The 12829-nt window shown below is 70.2% G+C and carries 2 protein-coding genes; both read left to right on the forward strand.

The features are described 5' to 3' along the window. Positions 1-523: 523 nt before the first annotated feature. Positions 524-7801 carry a polyketide synthase gene (locus tag GNX71_RS16500; protein WP_206173309.1) on the forward strand — a complete coding sequence of 2426 codons (7278 nt, stop codon included), beginning with the start codon at positions 524-526 and terminating at the stop codon, positions 7799-7801. Beyond that, positions 7798-12825 carry a non-ribosomal peptide synthetase gene (locus GNX71_RS16505; RefSeq protein WP_206173310.1) on the forward strand — a complete coding sequence of 1676 codons (5028 nt, stop codon included), beginning with the start codon at positions 7798-7800 and terminating at the stop codon, positions 12823-12825. The genes GNX71_RS16500 and GNX71_RS16505 overlap by 4 nt, the downstream gene beginning before the upstream one ends. Positions 12826-12829 lie beyond the last annotated feature (4 nt).

The raw sequence follows: 12829 nt of genomic DNA on the forward strand, positions 1-12829 counted from the left end.
TAACAGGGTGTCGTCGAATACATCGTGTTTTTCGTGAAATTCCCAGCGCAATCGATACAGCTCGATCAATTCTGCAGCTTTCGACTCCTGCGCTATTTTATTCGTCTCCCGTTACACGATCGGCAATTAAGTACACGCGCATCCGGCCCGGGCGCCCCCTCCCGCCAAGACTCTTGTCACCTGTCAAGACAACAGGAATCATGCCGCCCTCGCCGTGATCGACGCCCCTGACGCATCGGCCTGCCCTTGATTGAAACACTCTTTGAGCCGAGCCAATCAGTAAATACGGCCGTCAATTTGACGGCAAATTATGCAAATCCCCCGAATAGGTACCCCAAAACCCGGAAATTTGGGTAGTTGAATTCGGAAATATATAAATCCTGATGTAACCGAGCCGCAAAACCCCCACACGGATGCGTCTACATGCTTCTAGGATCGCGACAAGCCGATCCCGACTTGAATTCCAGTTAATTTGTTAATTTGAATTCAAAAATCATCCGTTGCATTTCAGCTTGGTAACTACATGGAAATCCCATTCGCTTCGCCAGTGCAGTTTGCCGCCGCTGCGGGGCCCTCGTTGGAGGACCTGTTCTTCTCGCGGTCCGCCGTCGAAGCGGCGGACGGGCAATCCGGCGCCTCGCTGGCGCTCGAGGCGGGTTTCGCGCAGCGCTGGCTGGCTTCCCTGGGTACCACGGGGTATCTGCCGGACACGCTTTTCGAGGGTGCCTGGCTGCTGCTGCGCTCGCGTTGGCTGGGCGTGCTCCCGCCGGGTTCGCATGAAGGGACCGCGCCGCTGGCGGTGACGGCCGGCGCGTGGCTGGCGCAGTTCGACCTCGGTCGCCGTGCCGCTGCCCGGACTTCCGAGGCCGCCGACACCCCGATACGCCTGCGCGTCGACGCCCGTTCCGGGTACCCGGCCTTCCTGCACCTCGACACAGCCGCCAGCCTGATGGACGCGCCCTGCGCCGATCGCCTGCTCGCGGCCATCGCCGACACCGCCGCCGATCTGCTGGCCCACCCCGACGCCGCGCTCCACGGCATCCGCACCCTGCCCGACGCCGACCGCGACAACCAGCTCGTCGGCTGGAACACACCACCCGCCGCGCTGGACCGCGCGCTGACCGTGCCGGCCATGTTCAGCCGCCGGGCCGCGGCCACGCCGGATGCGGTGGCGCTCGCGGAAGGCGAGGCAACGATGCGCTACGACGAACTTGACGCGCTCACCGACCGGCTCGCGCACCGCCTGCAGCAATCGGGCGTGCGCGCGGGCGACAACGTCGGGATGGTGTTCGAGCGTTCGATGGCCGCCATCGTCGCCATGCTCGGCATCCTCAAGGCGGGCGCCGCCTACGTGCCGGTGCCGACCGACTTTCCGCCTGAGCGGATCGCGAACATGCTCGACCAGGCGGGCGCCACCCGGGTGGTGACGATCGAAACGCTGCGCCAGTTCGTGCCGGCCGACCGCGCCGCCGTACTGCTCGATAAGCCCGGAGACGACGCCAACCGCACTGTCTGGAACACCCCGGCGATCGACGGCGAATCGGCGGCGTACCTCATGTACACCTCGGGCTCGACCGGGATACCCAAGGGCATCGCGATCAGCCATTGCGCGATCCTGCGGCTGGTGATCGATGTCGATTACGTCGAGCTCGCGCCCGGCCGCGCCATGCTGCATGCGGCGCCGCTCGCCTTCGACGCCTCGACGCTGGAAATCTGGGGCCCGCTGCTGAACGGCGGCCGCTGCGTGATCCACGACGAACGGGTACCCACCGGTGCCGGCCTGGCGCGCACGATCGCCCGGCACGAGGTGCGCACGGCCTGGCTCACGGCCGCCCTCTTCAACGCCGTGGTCGACGGTAATCCGCAGCATCTTGCAGGCCTCGAACATCTGTTCACCGGCGGCGAAGCCCTCTCGGTTGCGCATGTGCGCCGTGCGCTCGAAGCCCTCCCCGGCCTCGTGCTCAGCAACGGTTACGGACCGACCGAGTGCACCACATTCGCGGCCACGCACCGCATCGAACGATCCGGACTCCGGGGCGACCTGCGTTCGGTACCGCTCGGCCGCCCGATCAAGGACACCGTGCTGCGCGTGCTGAGCCCGTCGCTGGCGCTCTTGCCCAGCGGGCTTGTGGGAGAGCTGTGCATCGGCGGGCATGGGCTGGCGCGCGGTTACCTCGGGCAGCCGGAACTCACCGCCGCGCGCTTCGTGCCCGACCCCTTCGGCGGCCCGGGCGACCGGCTCTACCGCACGGGCGATCTCGCGCGCTGGCTGCCCGACGGTACCGTCGAATTCATCGGCCGCATCGATGGCCAGGTGAAGATCCACGGCCACCGCATCGAGACCGGCGAGGTCGAGACGGCGATCCTTTCGCATCCTGCGGTGCAGTCGTGCGCAGTGGTCGCGCGGCCGGCCGATGACGGACAGCTGCGCCTCGTCGCCTATCTTGTCGCGCGCTCGCAAAAGCTCTCGTGGGACGCGCTGCGCACGCACCTCGCGGCCCGCCTGCCTGCGGCGCTGTTGCCCTCGGCGCAGGTGTGGCTGCCGCAGCTCCCCGTCACGCCCAACGGCAAGCTGGATCGCAAGGCCCTGCCCGAACCCGCAGGCGAGCGCCCCGAGCTCGCGCAGCCCTTCGAGGAAGCGCATGACGCGCTCGAGCAGCAGGTGTGCGACGCCTTCGCGTGCGCCCTCTGCATCGCCAAGGTCGGACGCAACGACAACTTCTTCGACCTGGGAGGCAACTCGCTGCTGGTGCTGCAGGTGCTAGCGGACCTGCAGCGCGACGACGCGCCGGCGCTGTCGACCAACCTGTTTTTCCGGCATCCGACGCCGGGTGCCATAGCGGCGCAATTGCAATCGGCCGATGAGACGCCGTCATCGCCACGAAACGCGCCCGTGCGCCGAAGCGAAACCCGCGCTTCAGTCGATGCCCCCGAAGCCATCGCCCTCATCGCCACCGCCGGCCGCTTCCCAGGCGCCGGCGACGTCGAGCAGTTCTGGGACAACCTCGTCGCCGGCCGCGATACCGTCAGCTTCTTCGACGACGCTACGCTGGACGCCGGCGTCAGCCAGGCGCTGCGCAGCGACCCGGCCTACGTGCGGGCACGCGGCGTCATCGAAGGCATCGAGGACTTCGACGCCGCCTTCTTCGGCATCGGCCCGAAGGAAGCCACGCTCATGGACCCGCAGCACCGCGTGTTCCTGGAGATCTGCTGGGAGTGCCTGGAGCGCGCGGGCTACGTGCCCGACGAGGCGCCCGGCCCGGTGGGCGTGTATGCCGGCACGAACAACGCCACCTACTTCCAGCGCCATGTGGCCTCGCGCCCCGACCTCGTGGAGGCCGTCGGCGAATTCCAGGTCATGCTGGCCAACGAGAAGGACTACATCACCACCCGCGTGGCCAACCGGCTCAACCTGCGCGGGCCGGCGGTGAGCGTGAACACCGCGTGCTCGACCTCGCTGGTCGCGGTGGCGCAGGCTTTCCATGCATTGCGCACCGGCCAGTGCTACATGGCGCTCGCGGGCGGTGCATCGGTCACCTGCCCCCCCAGGAGCGGCTACCTCTACAACGAGGGCTCGATGCTCTCGCCCGACGGCCACACGCGCAGCTTCGATGCAGAGGCCCGGGGCACCGTGTTCAGCGACGGCGCGGCGGTGGTGCTGCTCAAGCGCCTGTCCGATGCAGAGGCCGATGGCGACACCATCTACGCAGTGCTTCGCAGCGCCTGCGTGAACAACGACGGCGGCGCCAAGGCCAGCTTCACCGCCCCCAGCGTGGACGGCCAGGCCGCGGTGATCCGCGCCGCGCTGGCCGCAGCCGACGTGGACGCGCAGAGCATCGGCTACGTCGAGGCGCACGGCACCGCCACGCCGATGGGCGACCCGATCGAGGTCGAGGCGCTGGCCGTCGCCTACGCCGAGCACACCGACGCGCGGGGCTACTGCACGCTCGGCTCGCTCAAGAGCAACGTGGGCCACATGGTCACGGCCGCAGGGGCCGCGGGGCTCATCAAGGCGGCGCTGTCGCTGCACCACGAGGTGATGGTGCCGACCGTGCACTTCAACGCGCCGAACCCGACGATCGACTTCGCACGCACGCCGTTCTTCGTGAGCAACGCGCTGCAGCCCTGGCCGCGCGCCGACCTGCCGCGCCGTGCGGGGGTGAGCTCCTTCGGCGTCGGCGGCACGAATGCGCACGTCGTGCTGGAAGAAGCGCCGGCACGTTCCGCTGCACTAGCGGCCGCAGCCGGCATCCACGTGCTGCCGCTGTCGGCCCGCTCGGAGGCCGCGCTCGCGGTCGCCACGCAGCAGCTCGCGGCGCACCTCGAAGCGCACCCCGGCCTCGCGCTCGCCGACGCGGCCTTCACCCTCTGCGTCGGCCGCAAGCCGCACGCCTTCCGCCGTGCCGTGGTGGCCGCCGATGCGGCAGAGGCCATCGCTGCATTGCGAATGGACGATGCCCCGTGGCGCACGAGCGGCAGCATCGCCGCGCGCACGCCGCAGCCGGTGCTGATGTTCCCGGGCCAGGGCGCGCAGTACGCCGGCATGGGTCGCGCGATGCACGCGAGCGATGCGGTCTTCGCGGCCGCCTTCGACGACTGCCTGCATGCCCTGGACGGCGTCACCGATTTCGATCTGCGCGAACGCATGTTCAGCGACGACCCGGGTGCGCTCGCGCCCACCGCGGTCACGCAGCCTGCGCTCTTCACGCTCGAGTACGCGCTCGCGCGGCGGCTGCTGTCGCTGGGCCTGCGGCCGCATGCGCTGATCGGCCACAGCGTCGGCGAATTCGTCGCAGCGGTGATCGCCGGGGTGATGCGGCTCGAAGACGCCGCCAGCCTCGTCGCCCGCCGCGGCGCGCTCATGCAGGCGCTGCCTGCGGGAACCATGCTGTCGGTGCGGCTGGGTGCAGACGATCTCGCCGCGCGGCTCGCGGCGTGGCCGGCTGTTTCGCTCGCGGCGGAAAACGGACCCACCGCCTGCGTGGCCGCCGGCCCCACCGACGCCATCGCACAGATGCAGGCCGCGCTCGAATCTGAAGGCATCGCCTGCCGCGCGCTGCAGACCTCCCACGCGTTCCACTCCGCCATGATGGACGGCGCGGTCGCGCCCTTCGAGGCGCTCGTGGGCCAGGTCGCGCTGCACGCACCGGCCATTCCGATCTTCTCGACGCTCACCGGCCGGCTGCTCGAAGACGTGGAGGCCGCGAGCCCGGCCTACTGGGCACAGCACCTGCGCGGCACGGTGCGCTTCTCACCCGCGTTGCAGAGCGCGGCGGCCGCGGCCGCGCATCCGGTCTTCGTGGAGGTCGGGCCGCGCAACACGCTGGCCACGCTGGTGCGCCAGCACGGCGCGAAGACGCTGGCCCCCACGTCGAAGGCGGGCGCCACCGCGGTCTCGCTGCTGCACGGCGAACCGGCCGACGAGGCCCGCACCCTGCGCCTGGCGGCTGCGCGCCTGTGGGCCTGCGGCACCGACATCGACCTCGCCCACTTCACCGCCCGCGCGAGCGCGCGCCGCGTGTGCCTGCCCACCTATCCGTTCGAACGCAAGCGCCTCTGGGTCGACATCGCGCCGACCGCGCCGATCGCCCAGTCGCCGGCCGCCCTTCCTCCCGCCCTTCCCGCCCTCGTCCCACCCGTTTCATTGGAGCCGATCGTGACCGCTGCAGTGCCCGCTACCCATCCGCCGCTGACGTCCCCGCCCCAGCCCGCCGCTTCGCGCGCGCCGTCGGTGGACGCGCGATTGCGAACCCTGCTCGAGGACATCTCGGGCATCGACATGGCCGAGGCCCAGGGCCACGCCGCCTTCGCCGAACTCGGCCTCGACTCGCTCACGCTGACCCAGGCCGCCACGCAGATCAAGAAGAGCTTCAAGGTCAACCTGAGCTTCCGGCAGTTGATGGAGAACTACCGCAGCCTCGACGCACTCGCGGCCTTCCTGCAACAAAGCATGCCGCCCGAGGCCGAGCCGGCGCCTGCGTCGGCGGCGCCCATCGCCATCCCGATGACACCGGCGGTCGCCGCGCAGGCGCAAGTGCCGACAGCCGATTCGGTGCCCCGGCAACCGGCCGGCGCGCTGAACCAGTTGATTGCGCAGCAAATGGAATTGATGCGCCAGCAGCTCGCATTGCTGTCCGGCGCGGGCATTCCTGTCGTTCCCGCTGCAATGGCTGCTCCGGAGCCGGTGCAGGCCGCGCCGGAACCACAGGCGCAATCGTCCGCATTGCCGGAAACACCGCGCGAACCGGTGCGCTACGACGTCGCCAAGGCCTTCGGCGCCATCGCCCGCATCCACACGCAGCGCACCGCCGAGCCCAGCGCGCGACAGAAGGCGCGGCTGGCCACGTTCGTGCGGCGCTATGTCGAACGCACGCAGAAGAGCAAGCGCTTCACCGAAGACAACCGCGCCCACATGGCCGATCCGCGCGTGGTCAACGGCTTCCGGCCGCTGACCAAGGAGATCACCTACCAGATCGTGATCGAGCGCTCCAAGGGCTCGAAGCTCTGGGACATCGACGGCAACGAGTACGTGGATGCACTCAACGGCTTCGGCCTGAACCTCTTCGGCTGGCAACCCGACTTCGTGCAGGAAGCGGTGAAGAAGCAGCTGGACGCGGGCTATGAAATCGGCCCGCAGCATCCGCTCGCGGCCGACGTGACACGCCTCATCTGCGAGCTCACGGGATGCGAGCGCGCGGGCCTGTGCAACACCGGCTCCGAGGCGGTGATGGCGGCGCTTCGCATCGCGCGCACCGTCACCGGACGCAGCACGGTGGTGGTCTTCACCGGCTCCTACCACGGCACCTTCGACGAGGTGCTGGTGCGCGCCGGCAGGGGCGGCAAGGGCCTGTCGGCCGCGCCCGGTGTGATGAGCGGCATGTTCGGCGACGTGCGCGTGCTCGACTACGGCACGCCCGAGGCGCTGGCTTTCATCCGCGAGAACGCCGAGGACCTGGCCGCGGTGCTGGTCGAGCCGGTGCAGAGCCGCCGCCCCGACTTCCAGCCGCGCGAGTTCGTGCAGGAACTGCGCGAGATCACCACCGAGAGCGGCACCTGCCTCATCTTCGACGAGGTCATCACCGGCTTTCGCACGGGCCTGGGCGGTGCGCAGGAACTCTTCGGCGTGCGTGCCGACCTCGCCACCTACGGCAAGGTGATCGGCGGTGGCTTCCCGGTCGGCGTGATCGCGGGCAAGCGGCCGTTCATGGATGCACTCGACGGCGGCGCCTGGCAGTACGGCGACGACTCGATCCCGGGCGTGGGCGTGACCTACTTCGCCGGCACCTTCGTGCGGCATCCGCTCGCGCTGGCGGCCGCCAAGGCCTCGCTCGAACACCTGAAGGAAGCCGGCCCCGCGCTGCAGGCCGCGCTCGGCGCGAGCACCACCGCCATGGCCGAGGAGCTCACCGCCTGGTGCACCGAAGCCGGCGCGCCGATCGCCATTCGCCACTTCGCCTCGCTCTGGCGGGTGAACTGGCTCGAAGACCATCCGCTGCAAGACCTGCTCTTCGCCATGATGCGCAGCCGCGGCGTGCACATCCTGGACAACTTCCCGTGCTTCCTCACCACGGCGCACAGCCAGGAAGACATCGCGACGATCCAGCGCGCATTCAAGGAATCGGTGGCCGAGATGCAGGAGTCGGGCTTCCTGCCGCGCCGAACGCCGGCCGTGAGCGGCTTCGACATTCGCAAGCCCTCGGAAGATGGTTCGGTGCTCGGCCGCGATGTCGACGGCCAGCCGTTCTGGTACGTGCCGGGCGCACCTGACGCGATCCAGATCGCCAACGGGCGGGCCGCATGAACGCCGTTCTTCGCCCCACCACGGCCGCGACAGGCTCGGCCGCCAACCTCGGCGCATTCGTGGAATGCGTGATTCCCACGACCGAATCGCAGCGCGAGGTCTGGCTCGGCGCGATGCTGAGCACCGAGGCATCGCTAGCCTACAACGAGTCGGTGGTGCTGCGGTTGCGCGGCCCGCTGGACCGCCAGTCGATGGCGCGCGCCATGGCCCGCCTGGTCGAGCGGCACCAGTCGCTGCGCGCGACCATCTCGCCGGACGGCACCTGCATGCTGGTCGGCCAGGCGGACCCCGATCCGCTCTCGCAGCGCGACCTGAGCCTGCTCGACCTTGAAGCCCGCGCGCTCGCCTTGCAGGACGCGCACGAAGCGGCGGTGAGTACGCCGTTCTCGCTGGAGCAGGGGCCGCTCTTCCGGGCCCAGCTCTACCGGCTCGGCGAGGGCGAGCACGAGTTGCTGATGTCGGCCCACCACGTGGTCTGCGACGGCTGGTCGTGGGCGGTCATCATCGAGCAGCTGGGCCACCTCTATGCCCAGCAGACCGGCGACGGCCTGCCGCTGAAGGCCGCCCCCACCTTCGACGCCTTCGCGACCGAGGAAGCCGCCGACGCCGCGCAGCCCACGATGCAGCAGCACGTGGACTACTGGCTGGAGCGCTTCTCGGGCGGCACGCTGCCCGTGCTCGACCTGCCGCTGGACCATCCGCGCCCCGCCGTGCGCACCTTCGCCTCGCGGCGCACCGAGCGGCTGCTGGAGCGGCGCCTGGTGGCCTCGCTGCGCAGCATGAGCGCGAAGACCGGTACCAGCCTCTTCGCGGGGCTGCTCACCGGCTTCGTCGCCACGCTGCAACGCCTCACCGGCCAGGACGACATCGTGGTGGGCATTCCGGCCTCGGGCCAGCTGGCGCACGACATGCCTGGCCTGGTGGGCCACTGCGTGAACCTGCTGCCGCTGCGCATCGCGGCGCCCGCCGAGCTGCGCTTCGACACGCTCATGGGCGAATGCAGGACCGCCGTGCTCGACGCCTTCGAGCACCAGGCGCTCACCTACGGCGCGCTGCTGGGCAAGCTCTCGCTGCAGCGCGATGCGAGCCGCCAGCCGCTGGTGAGCGTGATGTTCAATGTCGACCCCGACATGGCCGCCGGCACGCAGACCTTCTCGGGCCTGCACGTCGCGCAGGACACGGTGGCGCGCCGCCATGAGAACTTCGAACTCTTCCTCAACCTGCGGCCGCTGGACGGCGGGCTGCAGATCGAGGCCCAGTACAACACCGACCTCTTCGACGAGGAAAGCGTGCAGCGCTGGCTCGACATGTTCGAGTGCGTGCTGCGCTCGGCCGTGCGCAGCCCCGACGAGCTGATCGGCCGCCTCGAGGTGCTGTCGCCCGAAGCCGCGCGCGCGCTGGCCGCGCTGCAGCCGCTGCCCATTGCGCTGGAAGGCGCGCCGCTCGCGCATGCCGGCTTCGTGGCGCGTGCACTGCAGCAGCCGGATCGCCCCGCGGTGCGCGACGGTGCGCGCACCTGCAGCTACGCCGACCTCGACGCGCGCTCCAACCGCCTGGCCCATGCGCTGCGTGCGCGCGGCGTCGGCCGCGGCGAGTACGTGGGCCTGTGCCTGGAGCGCGGGCTGGACATGGTCGTCGCGGTGCTCGCGGTGCTCAAGTCCGGTGCGGCCTACGTGCCGCTCGACCCGGGCTTTCCGCAGGCGCGGCTCGATCACTACGCCGTCGACGCCAGCCTCAGCCTGCTGGTGACCACCTCGGACATCGCCACCGCGCCGCGCAAGTGGAATGCCGATGCGGGCGCGCGGCTGTTCGAGATCGACCGCGACACCGCCTGGCTGCAGGCGCCCGCCGACGCGCTCGCGCCGGACATCTGCGATCCGCGTGCCGAAGATCCGGCCTACGTGATCTACACCTCGGGCTCGACCGGCCTGCCCAAGGGCGTGTGCGTGCCGCACAGCGCGGTCGCCAACCTGATCGCCTCGATGCAGAAGGCGCCCGGCATCGGCGCGGCCGACCGGATCGCCGCGGTGACCACGCTCTCGTTCGATATCCACGTGGCCGAGATCCTGCTGCCGCTGGCGGCCGGCGCCGAAGTGGTGATGGTCCAGCGCGAGACCGCGGTGGACGGCGACCGCCTGCGCGCACTGCTGGAGACCGAAGACATCACGGTGCTGCAGGCCACGCCCGGCATGTGGCAGTTGCTGCTCGATGCCCAGTGGGCCGGCACCAAGGACTTTCGCGGCTGGATCGGCGGCGAAGCCGTGCGCGCCCGGCTCGCGTTCGATGTGCTGGACCGCTGCGCCGAATTCTGGAACGTCTACGGCCCCACGGAGACAACCGTGTGGTCCACCGCCTGGAACATGCAGCGCGAGGTGATCGCCGCGCGCGGCATGTCCATCGGCACGCCGATCGACAACACCGAGGTGTGGATCCTCGACGCCAACCTGCAGCCCTGCCCCATCGGTGTGCCGGGCGAGATCTGCATTGCGGGCGAAGGCCTCACGCTCGGCTACCACGAACGCCCCGAACTCACCGCTGAGCGCTTCCTCACGGCGCGCGTGCTGGGCCACAAACGCGCGGTGTACCGCACCGGCGACCGCGGCCGCTGGCGCAACGACGGCCTGCTCGAACACCTCGGCAGGCTCGACTTCCAGGTGAAGGTGCGTGGCTACCGCATCGAGCCCGGCGAGATCGAGGCGCGCTGCAACGAAGCGGCCGGCGTCTCGCGCAGCGTGGTGGTGGCACGCGAGGACCGCCCGGCCGATGTGCGGCTGGTGGCGTACCTCGCGCTGGTGCCGGGTGCCGCCTTCGATCTCGATGCGCTGATGCAGCACCTGCGCGAGCGCCTGCCGGCCTTCATGCTTCCGCAGCACGTGGTCACGCTCAAGAGCCTGCCCACGCTGCCCAACGGCAAGCTCGACCGGGTGTCGCTGCCCGCGCCGCAGGCGCTGCCGCGCGACGAGGTACGCCGCGGCGCCGGCCCGCGCAACGACGCCGAGCGCACGGTGCTCGCGACGATGGAGCAGGTGCTGAGCCTGCCGGGCCTGGACATGCAGGACGACTTCTTCACCATGGGCGGCCATTCACTGCTGGCCGCACGGCTGGCAACGCTGCTCGCCCGCGAGTTCAAGGTCACGCTGCCGCTGCGCGTGCTGTTCGAGGCGCCCACCCCCGAACGCCTGGCCGCGGCGATTGCCGGCCTGCAAGCCGCCGGCGCCGGCATGCAGGCGCCGCTCGCCTGCCGCATCGACCGCGCCAGCGCGCCGATGACGCCGTCGCAGGAGCGCATCCTGTTCATGGAACAGCTGTACCCGGGGCGCTCGGTCTACAACGTGCCGTCGGCGCAGCGACTGACCGGCCCCTTCGATGCTGCGCGCTTCGAGGCGGCGCTCGCGGAAATCATTCGCCGCCAGCCCGCGCTGCGCACCTGCGTGGGCACCGATCCGGTCACAGGAGAGCCGCTCCAATCGGTATCGCAGGCTGTGGAATTTTCGCTGCCGGTGATCGACCTGCGCGCCCTGCCCGCGGACCAGCGCGAGGCCGAGCTGGCCGAGCGCATGCAGGAACTGGCGGACCGCCCCATCGACCTGCACCGCGCGCCGATGATCCATGCGGCGCTGTTCCAGGTCGACGACGACGACCACGCGTTCGTGTTCGTGCCGCACCACCTCATCTGGGACGGCTGGTGCTTCGACCTGTTCCAGCGCGAGCTCACCGCGATCTACGACGCCGCCGAGCGCGGCCGTCCGCACGGGCTGCCGCCGCTGGCCACCACGCACGGCGACTATGCCGAATGGCTCGCCGGCTGGATGAAGGAGCCGGCCTTCGAGGAGCAACTCGCCTTCTGGCGGCGGCGCCTCGCGAGCGGGCCGCCGCCGCGCCTGCCCCGGACCGACATGCCCCGCCGCGCGGGCAAGAGTGGCCAGGGCGGCACGCAGTGGATCCACATCGACCTGGCCACCACCGGGCGGCTTCGCGAGATCGCGCGCGGCATGGACGTGACGCTGAGCATGCTGACCTTCGGCCTCTACGCGCTCACCCTGAGCCGGGTCATCGGCAGCGATGCGGTCGTCATCGCGAACCCGGTGCGCGGACGCCTGCAGCCCGAGACGGAGGACGTGATGGGCGTCTTCAACAACGTGCTGCCGGTGTCGCTGCAGATCGACCTCGCCCGGCCGCTGCCCGACTTCATGCGCTACGTGAAGCAGGAGCTGCTCACGCTCATGAACTGCCAGCAGGTGCCGTTCGAGCGGATGGTGGCCGGCGACGGCCTGGAAGCCCCGAACAGGAACGCCGGGTCCTACCAGTCGATGTTCTCGTTCCAGGATGCACGCGAGCGCGCGCGGCACCTGGGCAGCCTGCAGACCCGCCAGATGCACCTGATGCAGCGCGGCGCGACCGACGACATCGGCGTGTGGCTGATGGACAAGCCGCACGGCCTGGAAGGCGCGCTGATCTACAACGCCGACATCTACCTGCGCGAGACCGGTGCACAGCTGCGCGACCGCTACCTCGAACTGCTGCACCGCGCCGCCGAGCGCCCGGCGGCCACGCTCGCCTACCTGGCCTCCGACGAGGGCTCCGCGAGCGCGGCCTACCTGCGCAAGCTCGCGGCCGATGAACCGGATGGGGCGGACAAGGCCCACAAGCCCGCCGCCGCCACCGGCGCGCGCGCCGCGGCCGGCAGCCTGCTCACGCCGGAGCAGGCGCCGCTCGCGCAAATCTGGGCCGGCGTGCTGGGCATCGACGTCAACGAGATCCGCGCGAGCGACAACTTCTTCGACCTGGGCGGCGACTCGCTGCTCGTGCTCAATGCGGTGAAGCAGACCGAGCAGACGCTGGGCTATCGCGTGGAGATGCGGCGCTACCTGTTCGAGAGCTTCGGGCAGATCGCGTCGCGCAACGGCGCGGCGGACACGCAACCGGACGAACTGGCGGGCCTGCCGCCCGGCCACGCCAAGAGCGCACCGCGTGGCGAGAGCCTGCTGGGCCGCGCCTTCGGCGGCTGGCTGCGCAGGGAGTGACGCG

Source organism: Variovorax sp. RKNM96 (assembly GCF_017161115.1).
In the GTDB taxonomy this organism is placed as follows: domain Bacteria; phylum Pseudomonadota; class Gammaproteobacteria; order Burkholderiales; family Burkholderiaceae_C; genus Variovorax.

Bases quoted from the DNA above. Each gene is read 5' to 3' on its own strand.
- GNX71_RS16500 (WP_206173309.1), top strand. From the start codon at position 524: ATGGAAATCCCATTCGCTTCGCCAGTGCAGTTTGCCGCCGCTGCGGGG.
- GNX71_RS16505 (WP_206173310.1), top strand. From the start codon at position 7,798: ATGAACGCCGTTCTTCGCCCCACCACGGCCGCGACAGGCTCGGCCGCC.